This window comes from Mycobacterium sp. 155, assembly GCF_000373905.1.
GTDB lineage: Bacteria > Actinomycetota > Actinomycetes > Mycobacteriales > Mycobacteriaceae > Mycobacterium.
On record NZ_KB892705.1, the window covers coordinates 1521008 to 1544989 of the forward strand.

The 23982-nt window shown below is 63.4% G+C and carries 23 protein-coding genes and 5 riboswitches; of the genes, 7 read left to right on the forward strand and 16 right to left on the reverse strand.

Annotated features, from left to right (window positions below; translation table 11 throughout):
• Positions 1–136: 136 nt before the first annotated feature.
• A complete protein-coding gene (locus B133_RS0107035; RefSeq protein WP_018600030.1) occupies positions 137–2155 on the forward strand; it encodes an MFS transporter in 2019 nt (672 codons plus the stop codon).
• 265 nt (positions 2156–2420) lie between these two features.
• Here B133_RS0107035 and B133_RS0107045 read toward each other — a convergent pair whose 3' ends face one another.
• The 5 genes from B133_RS0107045 to crcB (B133_RS0107065) form a co-directional block, all read right to left on the reverse strand.
• Complete coding sequence (locus B133_RS0107045) at positions 2421–3104, reverse strand: PhzF family phenazine biosynthesis protein (RefSeq protein ID WP_026256081.1); 684 nt, start codon at positions 3102–3104, stop codon at positions 2421–2423.
• A 286-nt stretch (positions 3105–3390) separates the two neighbouring features.
• The gene (gene ettA / locus B133_RS0107050; RefSeq protein ID WP_018600033.1) at positions 3391–5058 is read right to left on the reverse strand and encodes an energy-dependent translational throttle protein EttA; all 1668 of its coding nucleotides are present in this window, start codon (positions 5056–5058) and stop codon (positions 3391–3393) included.
• A gap of 126 nt (positions 5059–5184) precedes the next feature.
• Entirely contained in the window at positions 5185–6264 is a 1080-nt protein-coding gene (locus tag B133_RS0107055; RefSeq protein WP_018600034.1) for a DUF190 domain-containing protein, read from the reverse strand.
• On the reverse strand, positions 6261–6626 hold the full coding sequence (gene crcB / locus B133_RS0107060; RefSeq protein WP_018600035.1) for a fluoride efflux transporter CrcB: 366 nt from the start codon (positions 6624–6626) through the stop codon (positions 6261–6263). Before crcB (B133_RS0107060) ends, B133_RS0107055 begins: the two co-directional genes overlap by 4 nt.
• Complete coding sequence (crcB, locus tag B133_RS0107065) at positions 6623–7027, reverse strand: fluoride efflux transporter CrcB (protein ID WP_018600036.1); 405 nt, start codon at positions 7025–7027, stop codon at positions 6623–6625. The genes crcB (B133_RS0107060) and crcB (B133_RS0107065) overlap by 4 nt, the downstream gene beginning before the upstream one ends.
• A 133-nt stretch (positions 7028–7160) precedes the next feature.
• Between crcB (B133_RS0107065) and eno the strand changes: the two genes are divergently transcribed.
• A complete protein-coding gene (eno, locus tag B133_RS0107070) occupies positions 7161–8429 on the forward strand; it encodes a phosphopyruvate hydratase (protein ID WP_026256082.1) in 1269 nt (422 codons plus the stop codon).
• 26 nt (positions 8430–8455) lie between these two features.
• Here the strand turns inward: eno and B133_RS0107075 are convergent, their stop codons facing one another.
• The 7 genes from B133_RS0107075 to B133_RS0107105 are packed head-to-tail and all read right to left on the reverse strand — an operon-like array spanning position 8456 to position 16407.
• A complete protein-coding gene (locus B133_RS0107075) occupies positions 8456–10483 on the reverse strand; it encodes a proton-conducting transporter membrane subunit (RefSeq protein ID WP_018600038.1) in 2028 nt (675 codons plus the stop codon).
• A complete protein-coding gene (locus B133_RS0107080; protein ID WP_026256083.1) occupies positions 10480–11277 on the reverse strand; it encodes a ferredoxin in 798 nt (265 codons plus the stop codon). Before B133_RS0107080 ends, B133_RS0107075 begins: the two co-directional genes overlap by 4 nt.
• The gene (locus tag B133_RS0107085) at positions 11278–12798 is read right to left on the reverse strand and encodes an NADH-quinone oxidoreductase subunit C (protein WP_051088036.1); all 1521 of its coding nucleotides are present in this window, start codon (positions 12796–12798) and stop codon (positions 11278–11280) included.
• Positions 12795–14240: a proton-conducting transporter membrane subunit gene (locus B133_RS0107090; RefSeq protein ID WP_232423269.1), complete on the reverse strand. Its 1446-nt coding sequence runs from the start codon at positions 14238–14240 to the stop codon at positions 12795–12797. Before B133_RS0107090 ends, B133_RS0107085 begins: the two co-directional genes overlap by 4 nt.
• 60 nt (positions 14241–14300) lie before the next feature.
• Positions 14301–14990, reverse strand: a complete 690-nt coding sequence (locus tag B133_RS0107095) for a hydrogenase (protein WP_018600042.1) — start codon at positions 14988–14990, stop codon at positions 14301–14303.
• The gene (locus B133_RS0107100) at positions 14987–15946 is read right to left on the reverse strand and encodes a respiratory chain complex I subunit 1 family protein (RefSeq protein WP_018600043.1); all 960 of its coding nucleotides are present in this window, start codon (positions 15944–15946) and stop codon (positions 14987–14989) included. The genes B133_RS0107095 and B133_RS0107100 overlap by 4 nt, the downstream gene beginning before the upstream one ends.
• The gene (locus tag B133_RS0107105) at positions 15943–16407 is read right to left on the reverse strand and encodes an NUDIX hydrolase (RefSeq protein ID WP_018600044.1); all 465 of its coding nucleotides are present in this window, start codon (positions 16405–16407) and stop codon (positions 15943–15945) included. Before B133_RS0107105 ends, B133_RS0107100 begins: the two co-directional genes overlap by 4 nt.
• 59 nt (positions 16408–16466) lie before the next feature.
• Positions 16467–16545, reverse strand: a riboswitch (Fluoride riboswitch).
• A gap of 66 nt (positions 16546–16611) precedes the next feature.
• Positions 16612–16693: riboswitch (Fluoride riboswitch) on the forward strand.
• A gap of 71 nt (positions 16694–16764) precedes the next feature.
• Between B133_RS0107105 and B133_RS0107110 the strand changes: the two genes are divergently transcribed.
• The 4 genes from B133_RS0107110 (at position 16765) to B133_RS0107125 (ending at position 18794) form a co-directional block, all read left to right on the forward strand.
• On the forward strand, positions 16765–17334 hold the full coding sequence (locus B133_RS0107110; RefSeq protein ID WP_036418467.1) for a histidine phosphatase family protein: 570 nt from the start codon (positions 16765–16767) through the stop codon (positions 17332–17334).
• Between the two features lie 121 nt (positions 17335–17455).
• Positions 17456–17520, forward strand: a riboswitch (Fluoride riboswitch).
• 44 nt (positions 17521–17564) lie between these two features.
• On the forward strand, positions 17565–17879 hold the full coding sequence (locus B133_RS0107115; protein ID WP_018600046.1) for a hypothetical protein: 315 nt from the start codon (positions 17565–17567) through the stop codon (positions 17877–17879).
• 79 nt (positions 17880–17958) lie between these two features.
• Positions 17959–18243 carry a DUF211 domain-containing protein gene (locus B133_RS0107120; protein ID WP_018600047.1) on the forward strand — a complete coding sequence of 95 codons (285 nt, stop codon included), beginning with the start codon at positions 17959–17961 and terminating at the stop codon, positions 18241–18243.
• Complete coding sequence (locus tag B133_RS0107125; RefSeq protein ID WP_232423270.1) at positions 18240–18794, forward strand: hypothetical protein; 555 nt, start codon at positions 18240–18242, stop codon at positions 18792–18794. Before B133_RS0107120 ends, B133_RS0107125 begins: the two co-directional genes overlap by 4 nt.
• A 40-nt stretch (positions 18795–18834) precedes the next feature.
• Here the strand turns inward: B133_RS0107125 and B133_RS0107130 are convergent, their stop codons facing one another.
• Genes B133_RS0107130 through B133_RS0107145 form a run of 4 tightly spaced genes read right to left on the reverse strand, consistent with a single transcriptional unit; the run spans position 18835 to position 23318 of the window.
• Positions 18835–19446 carry an NUDIX hydrolase gene (locus tag B133_RS0107130; protein WP_198290981.1) on the reverse strand — a complete coding sequence of 204 codons (612 nt, stop codon included), beginning with the start codon at positions 19444–19446 and terminating at the stop codon, positions 18835–18837.
• 10 nt (positions 19447–19456) lie between these two features.
• Complete coding sequence (locus tag B133_RS0107135) at positions 19457–20269, reverse strand: ABC transporter ATP-binding protein (protein WP_051088037.1); 813 nt, start codon at positions 20267–20269, stop codon at positions 19457–19459.
• Entirely contained in the window at positions 20266–21786 is a 1521-nt protein-coding gene (locus tag B133_RS0107140) for a hypothetical protein (RefSeq protein WP_018600051.1), read from the reverse strand. The genes B133_RS0107135 and B133_RS0107140 overlap by 4 nt, the downstream gene beginning before the upstream one ends.
• Positions 21783–23318 carry a hypothetical protein gene (locus tag B133_RS0107145; RefSeq protein WP_026256085.1) on the reverse strand — a complete coding sequence of 512 codons (1536 nt, stop codon included), beginning with the start codon at positions 23316–23318 and terminating at the stop codon, positions 21783–21785. Before B133_RS0107145 ends, B133_RS0107140 begins: the two co-directional genes overlap by 4 nt.
• 33 nt (positions 23319–23351) lie before the next feature.
• A riboswitch (Fluoride riboswitch) is annotated at positions 23352–23413 on the reverse strand.
• Between the two features lie 135 nt (positions 23414–23548).
• A riboswitch (Fluoride riboswitch) is annotated at positions 23549–23609 on the forward strand.
• A gap of 23 nt (positions 23610–23632) precedes the next feature.
• Between B133_RS0107145 and B133_RS0107150 the strand changes: the two genes are divergently transcribed.
• Entirely contained in the window at positions 23633–23947 is a 315-nt protein-coding gene (locus tag B133_RS0107150; RefSeq protein WP_018600053.1) for a hypothetical protein, read from the forward strand.
• Positions 23948–23982 lie beyond the last annotated feature (35 nt).

Here is a 23982-nt window from a genome sequence, read left to right on the forward strand (position 1 = left end):
CACGCCCTGCCACCGGAATAAATTCGCGCCAGCGGAGGTTTGACGGCCACGTGCCCGAGTGCAACCTGGTAGCTGACTGGCCTAGCGCGGCGACCCGTCGCCACCCATCATCGGTAGTGGTCGAGGGGCGTCCGTGATGCGCCAGGGGCCGCTGGCTGGACGCTATCCGGCCGTCGCCGCCATGGTGACGCTCGCGCTCATTCCGTACCTGGCACTGTCCGCGGCGATCGACCCGTTGGTGCCGATCATCGCTGAGCAGCTGCACATGACCACTCAGGCGATGAGCCTGAGTTCCGGCTTGGGCAATGCCGCTTATGCGGTCGGTACCGTGCTGGCGGTTCAGTTCGCCCAGCACCTGCCGCAGCGCAGAATGCTGCTTGCCTATGCCGTCGTTCTGGTGATCGGTTCGGTGCTGGCGGCCGCCGCCCAGAACGCCGGAATGTTTGTCTGCGGCCACGTACTCCAAGGCCTGGCGACCAGCATGCTGCTCATCGCCGCCGCACCACCGCTGACGATCGGCTTCCCCAAATATCGACTGCGCCACACCGCCGTGATCATGAACATGTGTGTGTTCGGCGCGGTCGCGCTCGGCCCGTTCGTCGGTGGTGTACAAGCCGAGTCACACGCCTGGCGACCCTTGTTCTGGATCGTTGCGGGCATCGCACTGCTGGCACTGGTGATGGCCACGTTGACGTTCGACGACGCTCCGCCGGCCGACCTCGACGCACCACGAGATCTGTGGGCCATCGGGTTGGCCTCGGTGGGCTGCGCGGCGGCCTTCATCGGTGCCTCCCAACTCACAACGCACGGCTTCGGGGATGCGGCAGTGTCCGCACCGATGTTCGGCGGACTCGTATTGATCGTGATTCTGATCGTCTATCAATTCCGCGCCAGCCGGCCACTGCTGACGATCCGGACGATGCTGACCAGTTCGATCCCGGTGGCCGGTGTGGGCGTTGCACTGTTCGCGGCAGCCGCCTCGGTGGCGGCGACCGCATTGACTGCCGAGGTCTTCCTGCAGACATACACCCCGGTGCAGGTGGGGCTGATGTACCTCCCCGAGCTCGGTGGCGCGGTGGTTATGGCCTTCGTGTTCGGCTTCGTCATCTCCCGACGGTCAATGCATTACCTGCCACTCATCGGCATGGGCTTTCTCGCCGCCGGGATCGTCGTGTTCTGGTTCGCGCTGCCGTCCAGTCAGCCGCTGGTCCTGCTGGCGTCGGCGTTGACGGGACTGGCACTGGGTGCGACCGTGGCTCCTGCGCTCTTTGTTGCGGGCTTCTCGCTGCAGTCCAACAGCCTGCAGCGTGTCTTCGCGATCATCGAGCTACTACGAGCGGTGGCTGCATTCATGGTGGCGCCCATCTTCGCCCACTTTGCGGCGACGGTGTCGACCGATCTGGCGACAGGCACTGGCTATGCGCTATGGGTCGGATTAGGGCTGGCGATCGGCGGCGCAGTCTTCGGGGTGGCGGTCTACGTTCTGAGTGGCGCGCGACCCCAAGTACCCGATCTCAATCGCTTTCTCGATGGCGAAGCTCCCGCGTGGTATTCGCCACCGCTGCTGGCCAAGCTCAGGGGCGGGACCGCGGCGTCTCCGATCCCTGCTGAACCCGCCCCGCTCGGCAGCCCCTCACCAGTGCATGACGCGTCGGCGAGTGCCGGGCCCGTATTGTTCGCCTACGACGGTTCCGAGCTTGCTGGATTTGCCATCGAGCAGGCTGCCGCGCAGCTTCCGCCATGGCGCGATGCACTCGTGGTGTGCGTGTGGCAACCCGTCGACGTGGGGTTCACCCCGATCGGCTCACGGCATTTCGACGCTGATCAGGCGACTGAGGTTCGGCACGCCGCGGAGCGCACCGCGGCGCATGGTGCGTCGCTCGCAGACGATGCCGGATTTCTCGCCAGCAGCGTCGCCGTCGAGTCCTCCCCCACTTGGCGGGGCATCGTCGAGACCGCTCGTGAGCACAACGCAAGTCTGATCGTGATCGGTCCCCACCGGCGGAGCGGACTGCTGGGACACCTGCAAGGCAGCGTGGCCGGCGCAGTCATCGCACACGCCACGACGCCGGTTCTTGTGATTCCTGAGCAAGCGAACCGACAGAGTGACGACACGGGCAGGGTGGTCGCTGAAACAGGCGTTGCTGGCCTGTAGGCGAAGCGTCACTATGCGCTCCCGGCTGTGTATGCGTACAGCGCAACGATGCTGACGACAACCGAGACGTGCGCCCCTGACTCGGTGACGGCCACGCTGTGGTCGTGGGAAACGCCTTGGAGTGCAAACCCTTCGGTGGAATCAGCCGCACTGTTGATCTTTTCCTCGAGTGACCGGAGCGCAGCGCCGAGCGCCTGTGTCAACACGTCGTGAACGTTGCAACCGATTTCCGCCGCAACCGCGGACAAGCTGGCGTGATTCATGGTCAGTAGTGGTCAACGCCGTCGTAAGAGATCAGTCCCCCGATGTAGACCCAACCGTCCTCGCGCCATCTGGTCTTGATGGTCGAGCCCAGGCCTTGGATGATCGTGAGGTCGCGGCTGAGGTAGTCGGTGATACGTATCGCGGCAGCCCCCGTAGCCTCGTCTTCGTCCACCCCTAGTTCCGGTGCGAACGATCGGGATCGGATCGTGCCGGCCGATTCGTCGATCCAGGCCCACACGTAGCGTGGATAGCCGTCGGAGTAATCGTCGACGTCGGCATTGCAGACTTCTTCAGCTGAAGACAGTTGTTCGATCACGAACTCGGGTGTCCAGTCAGCTGACGCGCACACCACCGTGGATGCGCCCTCGTAGGCGACCTCGACCAGGCCTACCGGCAGCTGGAGGGTACGCACGGGTGTCTGCTGGTGGCGCAGCCACGCAGCAGCTCCGACGACGGGGTGTCCCGCGAACGGCACCTCGACGGCAGTGGTGAATATCTGGGCGCGCGCAGCGCCGGATCCCGGCTCGGGCCGATCGACGAAAATAGTCTCGCTGCAAGGCAACCGGCTGGCGATCGCCTGACGGTCGGATTCGGGAACAGTGCCGGCATCGATTACGCCCAGCGGATTCCCAAGTTTTCCCTCAGCGTTGGTGAATACACGTAACAGCATTACATCGATACTCATCAAGTGTCTCCTCGGTGTGTGTGATCTACTGCGCCGTGGACAGAGCGGATTGCCCGCACCGGCTGCGCCGGTAGCTGTTGAGGTTGCCTTCGTGGAACACCCAGTGTCCTGGCTCGGCGGAGCAGACAGTCGAGCAGAGCCGACCGACCGGTGTTGAGCGGCGGGGCATAGTTCCTCCCTGATTGTCATCAGGGACCGTCAGCGGTATTCCGCGGAGTTGGGCGAGCCCCATCGCCGCTTTCCATCATGCCGCCTAACAAGCAGATTCGCCAGAGATCGCCGCGACTCAGTCGCGGCCGAGTCGTCGGTGCGTGCCGGCTATCGGGTTTATCGCCTGCTGGCCCAGCCTGGCGACCTTGTCTTCTTCGTACTTCTCGAAGTTGCCCTCGCACCAATACCATTGCACCTGACCGGTTTCGGTTGTTTCCCAGGCCAGGATATGGGTGGCGACACGGTCGAGAAACCAGCGATCGTGCGCCGAAACGACCACACACCCGGCGAATTCGCCGATCGCATCCTCCAGTGACGAGAGCGTGTCGATGTCGAGGTCGTTGGTCGGCTCATCCAGCAACAGCACGTTGCCACCGACTTTCAGGGTCAGTGCGAGATTGAGCCTGTTGCGTTCGCCACCCGAGAACAGGCGGGCCGGCTTCTGTTGGCCGGGCCCCCTGAATCCGAAAGTAGCGAGGTATGCCCGCGAATTCACTTCACATCCGCCGATCTGCAGAACGTCGTGCCCACCGGACACCACTTCCCATGCCGAACTGGCAGGGTTGATGTGTGCGCGGTCTTGGTCTACGTAGGCGATGCGTACGCTCTCGCCGATTTTGACCGAGCCGGCGTCGGGCATCAGGTTGCCGCTGAGTATCTGGAACAGAGTCGTCTTACCGACCCCGTTGGGTCCTACGACTCCGACAATTCCGTTGCGCGGCAGGGTGAATGACAGGTCGGCGAACAGTTCGCGACCGTCAATAGACTTGCGTAGATGGTCTACCTCGATCACCGAGCTACCCAGCCGCGGACCAGGAGTGATGCGAATGCCGTCGAAGTCGGCATGACGCGGGCCCGCCGCAGACATCTGCTCGTAGCGGCGTAGACGGTCGCTACTATGTGTTTGACGGGCGGTGTGGTCGAAGCGCACCCAATCGAGTTCCCGCTGCAGCTGGCGCAGTTGTTTGGCATCCTTGCGGCCCTGTACCTGCAGTCGCGAGGTCTTTGCCGTCAGATAGGCGGCGTAGTTGCCCTGATAGAAGTCGACGCGACCGCGGTCAAGTTCGAGAATCCATTGCGCAACGTTGTCGAGGAAGTACCGGTCGTGAGTGACGGCCACGACGGTGCCCGGGTAGGCGGCGAGATGTCGCTCGAGCCAGTGGACGCTCTCGGCGTCGAGGTGATTCGTGGGTTCATCGAGCAACAGCAAGTCTGGGCGCGCGATCAGCAGGCGGCACAGTGCCACCCGGCGCCGTTGCCCGCCCGACAAGCATCGAACCGGCATGTCGGGCGGCGGGCACCGCAGCGCTTCCATCGCCTGTTCCAGCCGAGAATCGAGGTCCCATGCCCCTGACACATCCAATTGTTCTTGCAGCGCACCCAACTCCGCGATGAGCTCGTTGTCGAAATCCAGTGCAAGCCGGGCCGCGACGTCGTGGTAACGCGTCAACAGTGCCTCGATAGAGGCCACGGCGTCACGAACATTGCCTACGACCGTCTTGTCGTTGTCGAGAACGGGTTCTTGTGCCAGAAGACCGGTTGAGATTCCGGGCGCCGGGCGTGCATCGCCCTGAGCGGTCCGCTCGTGTCCGGCCAGCACTGCCAGTAGTGTCGATTTACCGGCGCCGTTGGGTCCGATGACGCCGACCTTCGCGCCCGGCGTCAACGAAAAGGTGACGTCGTCAAGAACGACCTTCTCTCCGCGCACGACACGGGCTTCATTCAGTTGATAGATCCATCGCATGGTCGGCCTCCACGGATCGTCGCATCTCCGCAGGAACCATTGGCGTGACCACATCGAGGTGGTGCGCAGTTGATGGCGAGTTCCACCGCCCGTTGCTGCATGTCATTCTAGCTGGCGGTGCAACGGTCAGTAGTTGTGACGGGCCAGCTGCGTTCCGCCATCGCGGCGATCGCCGTCGAGGCTGACTTGTGCGGGGACCATTTCGCTGGTGACCAAGCCGTGCTCAGCGGTGATGTCGTCGACGATGTCGAAGGATGCGGCGATGTTGTCGGGGGTGTCGATGATGATGGTGGTGACGGGGACGTGGCGAACAAGTTGGAACATCTTGTCGCCGTGGGGTTCATGGTCTCCGTGGAAGCCCCAGATGCCGCGGAGTACCGTGGCGCCGCGTGAGGATCGCTGGCGACGCAGTTCTTGCACGAGTGCTCGGTGGATGGGCTGGCCCCCGTGGGAGGTGGCCTCAGACGTATACACCATGAGCTTCTGCCACAACGGCAAGCCGTGCTCATCGGTCCCTGGTAACGCATGCGGTCGTTCGAAAAGCTGACCGTCGCGTTTGCAGATGCGAACGCGTTCGATGGTGATCAGCGGCCGGTGCAGCAGACCGCCCAGTTCGGGAATGATCTTGCCGATCTGTTCGCCGCTGCCCACGGCGATGATCATCACCGGCACATCGGCATTGCGGTCGAAGAAGCGTGCTCGAGCGCGGCGCCCATGACTGGTCCCGTCGACTCCGAGAAACACCGAGGCTCCGGCGAGCCTGCGTCGGTACATCAGATCGCACAACGCGACATACGCCGGTACGCCGTAAACGCGTTCTTTCCTGCCGACATAGATGGTGAGTTTGGTCGCTTCGTGTAATTCGTCGGTCAGCTCGATCGACCCGATGTCGTTTTGTAGCATGCGCGCACGCTCCAATGTGAGCAGCCCGCGCTTCTTCATGGCGATGAGTGGTTCGAGAACGCTGTTGATCACCGGTGCGGTGTCGACGGCCACCACTGCCACAGGCGGGTCTTCGGACATGGACAGTGACTGGTCGGTGCGCATGTGGTGGCGCAAACCGAATCCGGCGATGCCGCGTAGCACGATGCTGGAGGCGACCTGGTGGCGGCCGTAGAGGTCCAGCATCGCGTCGGCGAGGAACCGACCCTCGGTGCGTTGGCGTTCGCCGAAATAGGTGGTGAGTTTGAGGCAGTCGTCGGTCACAAGTGTTCTCCGATCAGTTGTCCGCACATCGCCGCCGCCAGGCCGCAGGCGATGCTTGCTACCACGTTGACGATGGCCAGCCGGTGTTGGTGTTCTTCGGTGAGCCTCTGGGTTTCGAGCATCCATGTCGAGAAGGTGGTGTACGCGCCGATGACTCCGGTGCCCACGAGAAACGTGATGTGTGGATCGGGGGCAAGACCACTGAGCCCGCCGAGTACGACGGCTCCCGTGAGGTTCACCGTCAGCGTGCCTGACGGAAACCGCCCGGCCGTGCGCGACATGACCTGGCGATCGACGACGAACCGTAAGACCGCCCCGAAGCCGCCCGCCAGAAGCAGTCCGCCCCACGACAGCGCTGTCATGCGCGCCCACGGCTCTGAACACGGCGAGTCAACACACTGGCCACGTGCACCGCGGCAAGGCCCACGCTGATGCTGACTGTCGCGTAGCCCGCTGCCAGGCGGTACTGCTGAGCTTCGATCATGTGGACGATCTCGACCTGCATGGTGGAAAACGTTGTCAGACCCCCACATACGCCAGTCCCGAGCAGCGGCCGTCGGTAACTCGACAACGGCAGCCGCTCCAGCAGGCGTGTGGTGAAGTATCCCACGAGGAGTGCCCCGGCAATGTTGACGATGAAGGTGGGCCAGGGCCATTGGCCTGGCGCCGCGGGCAGGACGGTGGCCACCACAGCCCGCAGGCCAGTGCCGACTGCCCCGCCGGCGAACACCGCTGCGAGTTCTCGATTGTCGTGACCGAACATTGATCTCCTTTGTCGTGTGGAGGGATATCGTGGAACCGATGGCGGTGGGGCTCGCCAGAACCGCTCGTCCACACCGGAGAGCCAACGGTCCCTGATCAGTGGTGAACGCTGGGCAGTCGACGGAGGTATGCAGATGGTGGTCCGGTTCTTGTCCTTGTCGGCTTTGGAAATTCTCGATTCTCGTGCCCAGCCCACCGTGTGGGTGCAGGCACAACTGGCCGCGGGTCCCCGTGTCTGCGCCGGGGTGCCCTCGGGTGCCTCTACCGGTAGCCACGAGGCGGTCGAACTGCGCGATCACACCGACCGCTACGACGGCCGGGGTGTCGAGCGGGCAGTGGCCAACGTGAACGGTCCGATCGCCGACATACTGATCGGCCCGGAATGGTCGTCGCTCGCCGAAATCGATCTGGCACTGCGAGAACTCGATGGCACGCCCGACAAATCGCGGTTGGGTGCGAACGCTATCGTAGGGGTGTCGATAGCAGCGGCGCGTGGCTTCGCGGCCGTCGCCGACCAACCGTTGTGGCGATGGCTGACTCCGGCCGGTGTCACGGCGCGCCTGCCGGTCCCCTATTTCAATGTCATCAATGGCGGGGTGCATGCACCGAATCCTCTTGACTTCCAAGAGTTCATGATCGCTCCGCAGGGAGCGCCGTCGCTGCCCGAGGCAGTGCGCGCCGGAGCTGAGATCTATGCACAGCTGCGGAATACGCTGAGCCAACGTGGTTTTGCCACGTCGCTGGGAGATGAGGGCGGCTTCGCCCCCGATGTCAGCGGCCCCGAGGACGCACTGGTGTTGCTCACCGAGGCCATCGATGCGGCGGGCTACCGATGCGGACGTGACGGTGTGACGATTGCTCTTGACCCCGCCGCGAGCGAATTCTACCGGGACGGGCGGTATCTGGTGGATGGTCAAGAGTTGTCCAGCCAGGAGATGATCGACCGCTACCGGACGATCATCGACGAGTTCCCGGTGTCCAGTATCGAAGACGGTTTGGCGGAAACCGATCATGAGGGTTGGCGCACCTTGACCGAATCCCTGGGTGAGTGTGTCCAACTCGTCGGTGATGACAACTTCGTCACGCGCGCCGACACCATAGCCGCCGGGGCGCGAAGCGGTATCGCCAACGCCGCATTGATCAAAGTCAATCAGGTCGGCACGGTATCGGAAACCCTTGATGCCCTGCATACCTGCCGGACCTGCGGCTACGGTGCCATGGTGTCGCACCGCTCCGGCGAGACCATTGATGCCTTCATCGCCGACCTCGCCGTGGGGTCCGGATTCGGCCAGATCAAGTCGGGAGCTCCGGCTCGCGGCGAGCGTTCCGCCAAGTACAACCGGCTGCTGGACATCGCCGCGCACAATACCGCGCTGCCATTCGGTCTGCTCAGTGGTGAGTGAAGCGGTCATATCGAGGCGTCCGGCGGCTACGAGGTGGCGATGACGACGGCCAGGACAGCGAGGACGGCCAGCAGCATGTAGGCCATGTAGGCGTCGAGGCGCCCGGACTGCAGCCTTTTGGCGGTGCGTGACAGCCACAGCACGGCGCGGATCATCGGCCGATAAAAGTACCGTTCGATGACGTCAACGACATCGACGTGATAGGCGAGCGAAGGCATCGATGTGGCCGACCCGGGCGCTGGAGAGCTGTTGACCAGTTCCGATCGGGTGAGCAGTACGGTGGCCAGGACGTGGCGCACCGGATTGGCGTAGGCAAACGATGTGTAGCCCACACCGCGGCCGACCCCCGGCGATGCCGACGACCAGGCCGGCGCGCGACGTACTCGAAACGGGTTGCGGCCGGACAGTATTGCCGCTGTCGCGGCGACCAGCACCGCCAGCGTTGGCAAGACGATCCACAGCCAGCTCGGCGACAACGCGGAGAAATCGGCGAACACGGGCTGCAAAACCCATGGGGCCGCATTAGCCCCGGCGGCCTGGCCGCCGACGATCGGTGCCAGCCCTGCGGCGATCATTCTGACGACCAATGGAGCGCCGGCAGCCACGCCCAGGCAACCAAAGACGAGGATCGCCACGGCCGTTCGATAGAGCCACTGACGGTCGAGTCGGCGGCCGGCGCCGTCGTACCCAGGCTCGTCCAGACGAGGCGGCCCGAATGCGGTGAGCGATACGACCCGGACGAACGTGACCGCTGCGATACCGATGGTCAATGCAACCAGCGCGCCAGCAACGGCGGTGACCAGCTGCATGGACAGGCTTGACACCCGGAACTGCTGCATCAGTGATTCGAGGGTGAACCATTCAGAGGCGAACCCTGCTGTCAGCGGCAGTCCGGCCAACGTGAATGCACCGATCACCAACGCTGTTCCAGCACATGGCAGTCGTTTGACGACTCCGCCGAGGCGATCCAGATCGGTAGTCCCGGTGGCCGATTCGATGGCAGTGGTGGCGACGAAGATGGTCGTCTTGCCCAGGGCATGGGCGATCACTTGCGCGGTTGCGGCAACCAATCCGGCGGCGGTCATCGCGGTGTTGCCGGCAGAGGCGCCGACCAGTGCTGCACCGTAGCCCGCAGTGATGACACCGGCGTTTTCGACGCTCGACCACGAAACCAGCACCGCGAGATCCGGATGGACGGCGGCATGGGCGATGCCGAGGATCGCGGTCAGTCCGCCGACCATCAAGACGGTGCAGGTGAGCCAGACCGGTGGCGGACCGAGAACTTGCAACGTGCGCCACATTCCGTAGAAGCCGACGTTGACCGCTGAGCCGGCCATGACCGCGCGCGCCGGGCCCGGTGCGGCAGGGTAGCCCCGTGGCATCCACAGGTGAGCCGGCACGAGCCCCACCTTGATGCCGAAACCGAGCAGCAGCATCGCATAGGCGGTTTGCCCGAGTGCACTGTGCGTATCGACGCCATGGGCGGTGAAGGCAAACGTGTGGGTTCGTCCCGCGATGAGCAGCGCACCCGTCAACAGCGCGGCGCCGCTGGCGCGGCCGAAGACGGCGGTCATTATCGATCCGGTATCGCGCCCGGGTCGCGTCCGGTCATAGCCGGACAGCAGATAGAAGGCCACGGTGAGCGCTTCCCAGCCGAACAGCAGAATGAACAGATTGTCGGCACTGACGATCAGCGCGACCGCAGCCAACGCCGCGGCAACCGCGGCAGCGAGGCGAGGCCGGTACTCATTACCGGAGCCGGCCGCAGCAATCAGAGCGGGAATCGCGGCGCCGAAGGCGATGATCAGAAACAGCCCTGACAGGGCGTCCACCCGAAGGGTGGCCGGGCCAAAGGCATCCAAGCCGTAGAGGGTGATGTGTTGGGGGTGACCCATCACGGCAGCCGCACCGGCGATGACCATCAGTCCCGCGGCGCCAATGGTCAACAGCCACGCCAAAGTTATGAGAACCTGCTTACCCGGTATCGGACCCCAGCCGACGGCCCAGCTGACCAATGCCGCTGCACCGAACACGATCAAGCCCGCGATGATCATGTCGTCGTCCTACTGCGTTGTTCAACGCGCCCAAGTGCCAACAGGATTGCATGCAGGAGGCTGAAAGGGGTTGCCGGCGAACCCGGAACCCAGATGTCCACCGGGACGATGTCACCGACGCCGGTGCCGCCGGTATATCCCCCGCCGATCAGGCCGCCGCTGATCGCGTCGGTTCCGGCCGCGATGACCACGGTGGGCGCCGGCATCGCCTGCAGGGTGCGGCGCAGTGGTTCGACCATCCCGGCAGTTCCGATGCCGGTGACGAGCAGGATGTCGGCATGACGGGGGCTGGCGGTGAAAAACAGTCCAAGGCGGTGAATGTCGTAGACCGGGTTGGTCAATGCCTGCACTTCCCACTCGTCGCTGCCGTCAGACCCCGCGTCGACGTGCCGCAGATGGACCGAACGCCGCAGCCGTCGGACCCGTCGTGCCAGCTGCACACGCAGGTGAGCCAACGCCTCTTCGGATTCATCGACCTGCCCGACGACAAGGCTTTCGCGGTCGACAACGCCCGTGTCGCTGCCGATGTCCCAGCCGAAGACCGCCGGATCCGCATCGATGCAACGGCCACACATAATGCACCGGCCGCGGTCCAGCCGCACTGCCGGATCGACGGTGATCGCTGCGGTCGGGCATGCCGCGGCAGCCCGCTCGACCCGTGCCAGGTCCTGTGGCGAGTCGACAGCCCGAACTACCTTCACCGCCCCCGCAAACGCGGTGAAGTATGGGTCTGGCCGGGCCGGCCAGCGGGTGGTCAGCACCCCGTTGCGTAATCCTCGTAGTACCCAGGGCATCTACATCGCCACCCCGGCGTACGAGAGCCCGAAACTGGCTTCGATGAACGGGAAGTCGGTGAAAACGTCGTGGCCGAAGACATCGTGGAACAGCAGCATGTTGTGCAGTGAGGCACTGCGTGCAAAGCAGCGGCCCACGATACCGTCTCGCGCGTCCAGCCCGTAGATGACTTCGCCCTGGGGTGCCTCAGCCCAACCGATCGTGTACCCATCGGCGTCAGTGGGCACCGGCGTGTGGATCGGACTGTCGGGCAGGTCGATCAGGCGATCACAGGCTTGCCGGATCAACAAACAGGATGAGTCGATCTCGTTGAAGCGCACCCGAAGTCGGGCTTGGGCGTCGCCGCGATCCTCCACAGCAAGCTGGATGCTTGGAAGTTCGGCGTAGCCGTCATAGACGCGGTGGCGAGCATCGTCGACGCAGCCCGAGCCGCGCCCCACCGGACCGAGCGCCCCGTGGGCGGCAGCAAGCTGCGGATCGAGGTGACCGGTTCCTCTCACCCGGTCCAGAAACGTGGAATCGCTCATGAGCGCCTTGCGATCTGAGCTGATGCGGGCGGCGATGGTGTGAAGTTGTCGGCTTATCTGGTCGGGGCTCAGCCCCACCGGGCCGACGATTCCCCCCGGGCACACCACGCCGCGGCCGAACCGGTTGCCGCACAACGCCGACACAAGACGCATCACTGTTTCCTTATGCCACGCGAACCGTGCGGTCGCGACTGACAGTCCGGCCGCTTCGCAGAGTCTCGCGACGACGTCGAGATGGTTGGCGACACGTTCCAACTCGGCGTGCACAACCCGCATGAGACCTGCCGTGCGCGGCGGGACCACGGTGGTGAGTGCTTCGACGGCGTGAGCATAGGCGAGTGCGTGGGCGACCGACGCGATACCTTCGACGCGCTCGGCGACCAGGATGCCGTCGGCCAGTGCCCGGCCCTCGAATTGTTTGGCGATGCCGCGATGTTTGTAATGCGGACGGATATTGAGGTGCGGGATGTTCTCCCCCGGTGTCTCGATCAGAAACTCGATCGACTCGAAAACCCCGGACCGCACCGGGCCGAGGGGCAGGCTGAACATGCCGCGTCCGACGACATCGACGGGACCGTGATGGTCGGTCGCGCGCGAATGGGGATGTTCCTGCAGGGCGATGTTGTCGAGCTGGCCGGGCCGCGGTGACGGCTGGCCGGGGTCGCGAGGTAACAGCAATGGATCCAGGCGCGGATGCCCGAGCGGCGTGACATCGGAAAGGTCGTGCAGTGCTCGCTCATACCAGAACGCCGCGGGCACGTGCGGGGTCAACGCGGGATACGACGTCTGGCCGGCGGCGTCAGGTGCCAGCGCGGTGCGCAGACACCTGACGGTGTCGGGGCCGACCAGCAAGGCGTGCAGGACCGCGAGGTCGTCTCGGTGGGCGCAGTACACCCCGGCGAACCGGTCGCCTGTCTCGACGCGCCCGGTGACCTGTTCATACCAGAGCGGCAGCAGCAGATCCGTCACCGTAGTGGGAGTCGTCAGGGTCACGGTGTCCCCCCAATGAGGGTTCCCGCGGCGTGCTGCAGCAGTGTCGACAGTGCGCTCGGTGGAGCCAGTCCCAACAACAGAAGTACGGCCACGCCGGCCATAACCGGGACAACCATCCACAGACTGGGCTCGCCCGCGCTCAACGCGCCGCCGTCGGGCTGCTGCGGTGCAGGCCTGGCCCGAAAGATGATGCGTGTTGTGGCCACCATCAATCCGAGGAAAGCCAATGTCACCAGACAGACGAGTCCGGCGGTTGCCACATAGCGGCTTTGACTGAATCCCCCTGCCACAATCTGGAATTCACTGCGGAACAGCGCAAACGGCGGCATCGCCGAGAGCGCCAGTATGGCGACGACGAACATCGGGCCCGACCACGGCAGCAGACGCAAGCCGTCGGCCATCCGGGTCAGGTCCTTGGTGCCGAACTTGTGCACGATCACACCCGCACCCATGAACGCATTACCTTTCGCCGCTGCATGCGCCAACACGTGCAGCAGGACACCTGTGGCCGCGACGGGTGCACCGAAGCTGATGCCGATCGCGAGAATTCCCATGTGTTCGACGCTGGAGTAGGCCAGCATTCGCTTGATGTCACGTTGTTCGAGTAGATACAGCGCCGCCAGCAGCAGCGAGAGCACACCGAAGACCAGCAGGACCCTCTGCGGAAAATGTGGTCCCAGGGTCACCACGCTGATCTGGTAGTACCGCAGCACGGCGTAAAAGCTCACCGCCAGAAGCGAACCCGACAACAGCGCCGACACCGGTGTGGGTGCTTCGGCGTGCGCGTCGGGCAGCCAGGTGTGCATGGGAAACAGGCCGACCTTAGTGCCGTAACCGACGACGGCCAACACGAACGCCAGCCGCACCGGAGTGGCGGGTAGGTGCGGTGCGGCGGCCATGAGCGGATCGAAGGCCAGATCGTAGGACTGGCCAAGGACTTGGGCGCCGGCGTAATACATGAAGATGGTGGCCAGCAGCGCGATCCCGAGCCCGGAGGACGCCAGCAGAACGTACTTCCAGGCAGCCTCGGTGGCGCCCTCGGTGGCATCCAGGGCCACCAACAGTGCCGAGATGACGGTGGTGATTTCCACAGCGATCCACAGCAGCGCCAGGCCATTGACCAGCGGTGCGCAGATCATCGACCACGCGAATGCGTTGAACCCCACGTAGAACCGGCGGCTGTGAGACGCGAAATGCGCGAGGCTGAGCTCACCGGAGCCATGCTGTTGCGGCGTCAGATATCCCACCGCGTAGATGGCGGTCGTTGCATACAGGAAACATGTCGCCAGCAAGAACACGACCGACAGCGCATCGGCACGCAAGTAACCCAATGCGGACTGAGTGGTCTCTGTTGTGGCTGAAACCAGGGCAAGGGCACCGACGAGGGCCGCGACCCCAGTCAGCGCGGTCAGCCAGCCGGCAACCCGGTGTGGAACAACCAAACAAGCGATGGTGGTCCCCAAGGGCACACACACCAGGAGAATCAGAATCGTCGACATTCGTCAGCCTCGCAACTGATCCAGGGTCTCGGTGGACAGCGATCGCGTCCGCCGATGATGAGTACGCATCAACACGCCGAACACCACCACGGCGACCAAAAGGTCGAACAGGAACGCCACTTCCAAGATCAGGGGCATCCCGGCGGCCACCACCAGACTGGCCAGTGACACACCGTTTTCAAGTGAGAAGAATCCAATCGCCTGGCTGACGACGTCGCGGCGCAGCACCATGAGAATGAACGCCACCAACACCACCGCAATCGATAGGCTCAGTGCCGTCGTCGGTAGGACATTGGAGTGGATGTCGAGAACACCGACGGCGAAGAATCCGAATGCCGCCACCACGATGGAGATCAGCACCTCGTTGGCCACCCCCAGCGCGCCGCTGCCGGCGATTTCCTCGTCCGCGTCGCGTAATAGCGACAGCACCAGTAGCGGTACCACCACCACTTTGAGCAACAGTGACAATCCGGCTAGCGCGTAGAGTTCGGGCACGCCGCGACCGAACGCGACAACCGCGGCCAACACACTGACCGCCAACGATTGGCCTGCATAGAGCCGCACCTGTGTCCGCAACAACCCCGCACGCAGCATTCCGAATTCGAGCAACAACACCACCAATGCCACGGTGTTGGCGATGCCGTCGAACACGGTGGGTACCGGGTGCCCCGCGGCGAGCTCGATCACCATCATCCACCACCCAGGTACAGAGTGAAGACTGCAAGAACCGCCAAAAGTAGTGCTGCCGAAACAAATTCAGTTATTTTGAACAAACGGAGTTTCGCGTAACTGTTGTCCAGCACCGCGATGACACACCCCAGCAGCAGTGCCTTGCCGACGATGGCCGGGATGGCCAGCGCGACTGCGACGGCGTCCGTTGTGGAGGCCAATCCCCACGGAGCGATGAACACGTTCAGAAAGATGACGAACAAGACGAACTGTTTGGTCGCCGACCCCCATTGCAGCATCGCCAGATCCGGGCCGGAGTGCTCGAACGAACGCCCCGCCTCGATCATGCCGAATTCGGTAGTGCCGGTGTGGGTTTCCACAGGGATCCGAGCTGTCTCGAATAAGATCACCATGAACAACGCGGCGGAGGCCAATAGGTGCGCCGGCCGCACGATCTGTTCGGGACCGCTTCTGACCGTGGCACCCAACACGTAGGGCAGGTCAGTGGTGGTGATCAGCGCAACCGTGAAGACCACCAGCAACATGACCGGCTCGGTGATCGCCGCGAAGGTTTTGGCTCGGCTCGACGACAGCTGTGCGTAGGCGTCGCCGGTTTCGGCTGCGGCTGCAGCCACCAAGAAACTCGCGAATGCCAGAATCAGGCCGCCGCCAAGGATGTCACCCATGTACCCCAGCGGCAACGGATAGCTGGTCAGTACGGGAATCAGCAGCGGAACAGTCAAATACGAGGCCAGCGATACGACCGGCGCCAGCCGAAACAACACGCTTGCCCGAGTCGGGACAATGGTCTCTTTACCGAAGAACTTCATCAGGTCGTAGTAAGGCTGCAGGACTCGCGGCCCACGCCGCCCCTGCAGGCGTGCTTCGGCCCACGCGATGAAACCGGTGACGCCCGGGGACGCCCCGGCCACCGTGAGAACCTGCAGGCCCTGAATCACCGGCAGCGGAAGGGTGGTCACGAAGAACCTCCGTCTGGCCGCCACATATTGCCGACATAACGACCAATCTCGCCGCGGTGGTATGCCAAGTCAGGCAGGAATCCACCGATCGGCGGACTCAGGCGTAGATGCTTGATCTCGGCCAGCGACACCCAGCCGGGATGCCGGCCCGGCTCGCCCACCAACGGCGTTGTGCGGTTGAAAAGTTCAGCCAGAAATACCAGTTCGACGATGCGGCGCCGGCGGATCGGATCATTGACCTCCAACACCAGTCCACAGCGATTGGGATGGACGTCCAAGCCGGTTTCTTCACGGACTTCGCGCCGCGCGCAGCTGCCCATGTTCTCGTGGCCACGGGGTCGCCCGCCGGGCAACACCCAGTCCCCACGGTCGGGTCGTTCGATCAGCAGCACCGTGTCATCGCGGACAACCACCACCGCGCAGCGCAAGTCGACCGGCGAATCGGCCTCTGGCGTGCTCATATGGTCCACCCGCACAGCCCGAGCGGAAGATTAGCGGCATACTCCACCTGCGACTCCTCATGTTCGCAGGGGTCATTAGCCGGTGGGCGGTTCGGAACCGTACAGCAGTTCCCGGCGGACTCCATCGCCGCCACAAGTTAATCAACGTCGCTTCAGGTTGGTCAAGCCAGCCGCGCCACACCATCGGCAATTCCCGGCTACTGTGGTCCACACGGCGATGGATCACCGCCGGAGGCGGCCGCCGCGCCGCCCGAACCGCCGACCGGCTGATGGCTCCTACCCCGCTTCGACGACGGGAGTGACCATGGCGATCGATATCGGCAATCTGCCGCGCACCACCGGCTTCGGGAGTTGACGGTGGCCCCTGTGATCCGGGTGTATCTGGCCCGGCATGGGCGTACGCGACTCAACGCCGAGGACCGTCTCCGCGGCCTCAGTGACCCGCCACTGGACGAGGTCGGTCGCGCCGAGGCGTCGCGGCTCGCCGTTGCCCTTGCCGGTACCCGGCCGGTGGCAGTGCTCAGCAGCCCCTTGCAGCGTGCTGTGGTTACCGCGCAGATCATCGGTGCCGCAACACATGCCCCGGTTTCCATCGACAATCGACTCAACGACCGCGACTACGGATCGCTGACCGGACACCTGCGCAGTGAGGTCATCGAACGCTACGGCAGTGTCGATGCCGCACCCGGAGTGGAACCGTTGAGCGAGTTGACGCAGCGCGCACGAACTGCTTTCGAGGCAGTCACGGCCGAATACGACACCGGCCCACTGGTACTGGTGTCTCACGACGCGTTCAATCGAGCGCTGTTGGGCACTATCGATCCCGAGCTGGTCAACGTCGCCCAGCGGACTGCGTGTTGGAACCAGCTGAGCCTGGTCGACGGCAGTTGGCACGTCGATGTCTATGACCAGAAGCCGGCAGAGTAGACCGGCGGCTCGCCCGGTGAACGCACATCGAAACCGTTGCGACGACAGCGATCACGATGCGGGCGTTTCACGACGAGTTCGTTGTGGTGGTGCTACCGTGAAGTGTGCTGCGGTGCATCGGTTCGCAGCTGGCGATGAGGCTCCGCCACGTTCGCGCTATCTAGCGCTGATGGCTTCTACCCCTACGGTGACTCGGATGTTCGCCGTCACCGTCGACGGGAGGAGCTGGTATGGACGTCATTGATTCCCCGGAATCACAAGTGGTTCGGGCCGCCGAGCGGATCGTTTACCGCGAGAAATGGCGGCTGTGCGAGGAGTGGGCCGCCCAGCTCCTCGCCCAGACACGATCGTTGAAATGGACACCGCTCTTCCCGGAGTCCGATGTCATCCAGGTTGTTGCGATTGACGGGGTGGTGGTGGGTCAGCTCCGATTCGGCGCCGGCCGGTGGATTGCGCTGACGGTCGGTGACGGGGTACGTGTGGCCGAGAGCTCGAGCTTCCGCGACGCCATCTTGGCGCTGGCATGTGCGGCTGTTCCGTGGTGACCACCGAAGGCGGTCCCCGATTCAACCGCCCTCAACCAGGAGACTCGCCAACCGTAACCGAGCGAATCGTGGCAGCGCCATGAACATCCGGCGGCTCCAGCTCGACGTCGACAAAGCCATCGCCCGTCCGGATCTGTTGGAGCTTGCCGAGGCCATCGATACCGTTCCCGGCGTCGAAGCAGCCAACATCACCGTTGCGGAGATCGATTTGGAGACAGTGGGTCTTGAAGTCACGGTGGAAGGGGATCACATCGATGTCGCGCGCCTCATCCGCGAGATCGAGAAGGCGGGCGCAGCCGTGCACAGCATTGACGAGCTGGTGATCGGCACCCGCATCGTCGAGCGGGTGCCGCGAACCCGATGAGGGGACTGCGCCGCAGACCACGCCTGCGACCGCACGGCAGGCTCATGTTCGCGATGGCGTTGGGCGTATCCGACGGAATCCTCAACGCGCTCACGCTGGCCTCGGCGACCGTGGTACACGGATCCGGTCTGACCATTGGTTTGGGCGCGCGCGTCGGAATAGTCGCGCTCGCCTCGGCGGTGCTGACCTTGTTTGTCGCTGAATACGCACAACTCCGTATGGAGCTGGTGCTCGCAGAGCGGCAGTTGATGTTCACGAAATCCGGGCGGTTGGCGGCAACCAGTCTGGGGCGCGCCGTCATCCGCGATTCCGCTTTGGTGGCGGTGCTGGCGGGCGCGTCCAGCTTCGCCGGTGCGGCCTTGCCGCTGGTTATCGGTGCGCTGTTACCAAGAGCGAGGTGGGTCGCGTTGATTGTGTCCGCGCTGGCTCTGGCGGTGCTGGGGATCCTATTGGCACGCAACGTCGGTGGACGTCAGAAGGTATGGGCGACCGGTCTTGTTGCGGCCGGTGTAGTGGTGACCGTCATCGGTATCCAGGTCGATCTGGTCTGACGGCGCGGCTGCCGCCGGCCTTTGTCGACGTCGAATCGCCCTATCCACACTCCTCGGTCGTCCGGTCTGAGGTTGTCGGATCGTTGTGCCGCGTTGTCCACCGTGCGTGGGAATGCGTTTGTGGCGCACGGCGCGGCTGGGTACGGGGCAGCGGCGGCAAGGCTGTCACCCCGTGCTGGCGGACGGTGGCGACCAGCTCGGCCGCGATGAGAGCGAGTCGTTGCTCGTCGGGATATTTGAGCGTGGAGGTCAGCTCGCCGAGCGTCACCCATGCCACGTCGCACACCTCGTGGTCACGAGTGGACAACTCGCCGTCGACATACCGCAACAAATAGTGGTGCACCTTTTTGTGGACGCGGTGATGATCCGCGGTGAACCAATACTCGGTGCGACCCAGCAATGTGAGCGGTACACCGTGTATACCGGTCTCTTCGGAGACCTCGCGTGCTGCGGCGTCCTCGATCCGCTCCCCCTGTTCCACATGACCTTTCGGCAGCGACCACAATGTGCGGCCGCGTCGATCAGAGCGTCCGATGATGGCTGCAACTTCGGATCCGACCGGCCCATCGAGCCCGGCGATCACCAAACCACCTGCCGAAGTCTCATGGACACTGGGCAATTGACCGGAGTGACTTCGGGGGCGCTGGCTCATCGCATGTCTCCTATCGGGTCGCGTTCGCTCGAAGGGCGACGTTGTCGTCTTCGTAGGCGCCTATCACGTCCTTCACGTCACCGGCCATCACAATGGTGCCGCGATCGATCCACAGTGCAGTAGTGCACAACTGGGCCAGAAACTCGTGGGAATGGCTGGCGAACACGACGATGCCCGATCGCTCGACCATGGCCTTGAGGCGCGCCAGCGCCTTCGTGAGGAATGACGCGTCGACTGCGCCTACGCCTTCATCGAGCAGCAGGATCTGCGGATCGATGCTGGTGAGCACTCCCAGTGCGAGCCGAACGCGCATTCCGGTGGAATAGGTGCGCAACGGCATCGACAAATACGGTCCCAGTTCGGTGAATTCGGCTATCTCGTCGACTTTGGCGCGCATTGACTTTCGCGTCTCACCGAGAAACAGGCCGCGGATGACGATGTTCTCATAGCCGGACATCTCGGGGTCCAGGCCGACGCCGAGATCGAAAACTGGTGCAACACGCCCGTTCACCATGGCAACACCGACCGTCGGTTCATACACCCCAGACAGGAGCCGCAGCAGTGTGGACTTGCCTGCACCATTGCGACCGACCAGTGCGACGCGGTCTCCGGCGGCAAGTGACAAGGTGATTCCCCGGAGCGCTTCGATCATGACGACTCGCGACGACGTACGCCCGATGGCGCCACCCGCGGAGCCGATGAAGGCGGCCTTCAACGAACGGGTCTTGGCATCGAACACCGGAAACTCCACCGATGCGTCCCGCACATGCACGCTGACCGCTGATTGCGGCTCTGCCGCTGCGGGCCGACGAAGGGGCCTCATCGCGAATTCTCTATGAGTCCGGCCGTGTTACCGAATACCCGCAGGAACGAGTCCACTCCGTAACTGGTCGGCTCGGGCTCGGCGACGATGAGTCGGAAGGTGCGCGCGCCGTCGTCGCAGCGTTCGGCGCGCAAGAACAGAGCGGTTGGATCGTCGCGGTCGTACAAGCTGTGCGCGAGGTCGTACAAATGGGTCACGAACACCACTTTGACGTTCGCGGCGGCGCACGCATCGATCACCCCGCGGGCGATTTGCGAGCCTTCCCGTTCGTTGGTCGAGGCGAACGATTCGTTACACAGCAGCAGTGACTGTGGTGTCATAGTGTCGGCGATCGTGCTCATCCGCGCCAGCTCCTCATCGAGTTTGCCGCTGGTCATCGTGTTGTCTTCCTCACGTTTGAAATGCGTGAACGTCGCACGCACGACATTGGCTTCGAAGGATTCCGCGGTGACGAACATGCCGGCTTGCATCAGCATTTGCGCGTTCCCCACGCTACGGAGGAAGGTTGATTTACCGCCCTCGTTGGCGCCGGTGGCCATAATCAGTTTGCTTCCATGGCCGTTGATATCGTTTCCGACAACAGGCTTGCCGGTCGTCAGACACAAGCCGACGTCGCGCAACCCGAGTGCACGCAATCGGCAGGTGGCCAACGGTGTCGGGGTTGGAAAGCACGTGGGGATACCCGATTTCTCGAGCCTTTCCGACAAATTGACACATCCCCGATAGAAGCCCAGTTCGATGCGCAACCGTTCGAAGAACCCTTTGACGTGGTCGGCCGACTGTGCGACCGTGTTCGCTGCATCGTTGATTGCCCTGCCGGCGAGATCGTTGAGCGCCTCTCCCCCGGCCTGGTCACGGGGATCTATCTCAAATCCATAGGGACCGTGGTAGTTTCCGGTGACCTTGTCCCACCAGCTACGTCGCGGAGTGCGGTGCAAGACATGATCTACACCCTTGTTGCCGAGGGCGAGATGAGCGCTCAGCAGAACACCCCGCGGCAACAAGAGCTCGGCGAGCTCGCGGTCGAGAAGGTTCAGATACTCGTCGGACAACTCCTCGCTGATCATCGACACGAACTGCCCGAAACCATCCGATTTGAAGCCGTCGCAGTCGTTGTCACACACAGCACGAAGCTGTCTGAGATTTTGGACAAGATATTCGAGTATCCGGACCGCGCTGCGCAGAATCGCTTCAGGATCCCGGAACAGCAGACCACCGAACAGGACTTTGCGGTGCACCTGCACCGCGTCGGACGCGATGGCGTACATCCTGTCGACCACCTCACGATGTGCCACACAGTCGGCCAGGACGTTCTGCCGGTACTCGATGACGACGGGGTCGATCAGGCTCAGCGGAATGATCTTTGCAGCGACCTCGTAGAGGAAGTCGTCGCCACCGGCCATCGCGCGGTAGAGGGTTCGAAGCTCGAGGTCGTCTTCGACCAGGGCGATGATCGGTGGCGGCAGTGTCGGTTCCAGCTTGTTGTCGCGGTCGGGATCGAGAAGTCGAACCTTCATCGCGTGATCCTCCTTTCCAGCACGTCACGGGACAGCCCGTACTTGTCGGCTAACGCCGCGGCATAGGCCAGGCCGTCGGCGGAGCGTCGGGTGAAGTGGAAAGTCCGCTGGGTCGGGTCGTCGGCAGCAACGTCACCAACCATGCTCACGCACGCCGCATCGAGGCTGGCGAGTTCGTCGATGAACGTCACATAGACTGCGACGCACCCCAGCTCGATGATCCTGCTCAGAACGGCGGTGCCGATACATGAGGCATCGTTGACGGTGGTGGACGAGAAACTCTCGTTCATCACTATCACACTGCGTGCAGTGGCCTGCGACAAAATATCGTGGATTCGTACGAGTTCGTTGTCGAGCTTCCCCCGCAACGTCGAAAGGCGTTCTTGCCGTTCAAAATGCGTGAAGACGGCGTCGGGAAGCATCAGCGTGGCTCGGGTAGCCGGGACGGGGCAGCCCAACGCTGCCAGGTGGAAGACCTGGCCAACTGTGCGGGCAAAGGTGGTCTTTCCGCCTTGATTGGGGCCCGTCACCACGAGCACACGCTCACCCTCACCGAGCCGGAAGTCGTTACCGACCACTGGGTCACCGGAGATCCTTTGCTTGTCGGCCAAGGCCACGTCGAAGGCGTCCTCGACATAGATGCTGCCGGAGCCTGCGGTGACCACCGGATAGCTGAACCGGAGGTGTTGTGCGGCGAAGCGCCTGACGTAGTCCAGGTAGGTCAAGTAGAACTTGACCTCGCGGTCGAACCGGGCGATCGTTGCGTCGATGAAATCGCTGTTGTCTGAGCAGAAGTCTCGGAGCTCGGCGAACTCGTCGGGATACAGCTTGGCGACACAGTCCAGGATCTGCTCTTCGACATGATTCATGTCGGGGAAATCCTTTCGCTGCACGTGATAATCGCGGCCGGTTTCGGTGCGGAACCGTTCGAACACCGCGGCGACGTCGGCGCTGTAGTCGCTTTGATGGTCGTATGTGTCGACATCGACCCGGGGACCTTCGATATGCACCGTGTAACGGACGTTGGTGAGCTGGGTACGAACGGTGCGGGTGTGGTCCACCAGAGAGCGAAATGTGGAGTCATCGACGTAGGTGGCGATGTAGTCACAGATTTGGCGCAGGCCGTCCGAACGAATCTCCATGTCTGCCATGGCATCACTGAGCGTCAGCAGGCCCATGCAATACGCTTCGGCAGCGTGAACCAACCAGCCTTGTTTCTGGAGGGGGTGCCAGACCTTGGCGGCAAAGGCCAGATGGTTGTGCACGGTGTCCATCGTTCTTACGAAAGTGTCTATAGCGCTGCGGTTTTGGTCAAGTTCCAGATCGCGGAACACATCTTGGCGATAGTGCACGTCTGCCACATCGCGCAGCGTGGCGTAGAAGTACGGCTCGAGGCGATCGTCGGGGTAGTTGCGCACGATCGTCCCGACAATGAGGTCCAAATGCAGATCGCCGCTACCGTCGGGCGCGGTGAGCTTGTCGAGGTCACGCATTGTGCCCCGGCGGAACAAAATGCTGGGAACGCGGGCCATACCCACTCACCTACCTTCTACCGTGCGTTCATCCACTCGGTAGAAGCCATCAGCCGGTGCGGCATTCGAAGGCGAGCTTCATCGCCTAGTCGCATGGTAGCGCGTGTCGGGTCACCGATGCCAACAACTGGCTATTTGCCGCCACGTCGTGGCGGCAAATAGCCGAGGAGCAACAGCGCTGGTGCGGCAGACTGCTAACGGCTCGCCAGCAGGCCGGGAGCTGGGGCAAAATGGGCGAAGGCGATGGAGCTCGCCGAAGCCGCGCAGGATGCTGATGGCTCCTACCCAGTTCGATCTGGTGAGGGAAGGCTGTCGTGAGTTCACCTTTCAATCCCATTGGGAACCCCGCACAACGGGACATTGCGTTCTGGCTGCCGCCGGGCGGCATGGACAACGGCGTATGGGCATCGGCGTGGGCCGAGCTGGCCGATCTCGACGAAGCTGACATTGCGCCCGTGCTCGCGGAATTGGCCGACGCCGACGTCGCCGGTTACGTGGCAACACCGGGGGGTACTCGGTCGCGGTATCGGCATCCCGTTGTTCACCGGCTGTGGGTGGACTCGTTGCGCTACCACCGCGCCGAGGATGTGTTGATGGCGTACTTACACAACCGATCTCGGCACCACTGACGGGCCGCCGTCGACACCGTCGAGGATCCGACACA

What these genes read in the sequence shown, in the direction of transcription:
- eno (WP_026256082.1), top strand. Translation starts at nt 7,161, where the DNA reads ATGGTGGTCCGGTTCTTGTCCTTGTCGGCTTTGGAAATTCTCGATTCT.
- B133_RS0107125 (WP_232423270.1), top strand. Translation starts at nt 18,240, where the DNA reads ATGAGGGGACTGCGCCGCAGACCACGCCTGCGACCGCACGGCAGGCTC.
- B133_RS0107115 (WP_018600046.1), top strand. Translation starts at nt 17,565, where the DNA reads ATGGACGTCATTGATTCCCCGGAATCACAAGTGGTTCGGGCCGCCGAG.
- ettA (WP_018600033.1), bottom strand. Translation starts at nt 5,058, where the DNA reads ATGCGATGGATCTATCAACTGAATGAAGCCCGTGTCGTGCGCGGAGAG.
- B133_RS0107075 (WP_018600038.1), bottom strand. Translation starts at nt 10,483, where the DNA reads ATGATCATCGCGGGCTTGATCGTGTTCGGTGCAGCGGCATTGGTCAGC.
- B133_RS0107080 (WP_026256083.1), bottom strand. Translation starts at nt 11,277, where the DNA reads ATGCCCTGGGTACTACGAGGATTACGCAACGGGGTGCTGACCACCCGC.
- B133_RS0107045 (WP_026256081.1), bottom strand. Translation starts at nt 3,104, where the DNA reads ATGAGTATCGATGTAATGCTGTTACGTGTATTCACCAACGCTGAGGGA.
- B133_RS0107135 (WP_051088037.1), bottom strand. Translation starts at nt 20,269, where the DNA reads ATGAGGCCCCTTCGTCGGCCCGCAGCGGCAGAGCCGCAATCAGCGGTC.
- B133_RS0107105 (WP_018600044.1), bottom strand. Translation starts at nt 16,407, where the DNA reads ATGAGCACGCCAGAGGCCGATTCGCCGGTCGACTTGCGCTGCGCGGTG.
- crcB (WP_018600036.1), bottom strand. Translation starts at nt 7,027, where the DNA reads ATGTTCGGTCACGACAATCGAGAACTCGCAGCGGTGTTCGCCGGCGGG.
- B133_RS0107130 (WP_198290981.1), bottom strand. Translation starts at nt 19,446, where the DNA reads ATGAGCCAGCGCCCCCGAAGTCACTCCGGTCAATTGCCCAGTGTCCAT.
- B133_RS0107120 (WP_018600047.1), top strand. Translation starts at nt 17,959, where the DNA reads ATGAACATCCGGCGGCTCCAGCTCGACGTCGACAAAGCCATCGCCCGT.
- crcB (WP_018600035.1), bottom strand. Translation starts at nt 6,626, where the DNA reads ATGACAGCGCTGTCGTGGGGCGGACTGCTTCTGGCGGGCGGCTTCGGG.
- B133_RS0107145 (WP_026256085.1), bottom strand. Translation starts at nt 23,318, where the DNA reads ATGGCCCGCGTTCCCAGCATTTTGTTCCGCCGGGGCACAATGCGTGAC.
- B133_RS0107095 (WP_018600042.1), bottom strand. Translation starts at nt 14,990, where the DNA reads ATGATGGTGATCGAGCTCGCCGCGGGGCACCCGGTACCCACCGTGTTC.
- B133_RS0107035 (WP_018600030.1), top strand. Translation starts at nt 137, where the DNA reads ATGCGCCAGGGGCCGCTGGCTGGACGCTATCCGGCCGTCGCCGCCATG.
- B133_RS0107140 (WP_018600051.1), bottom strand. Translation starts at nt 21,786, where the DNA reads ATGAAGGTTCGACTTCTCGATCCCGACCGCGACAACAAGCTGGAACCG.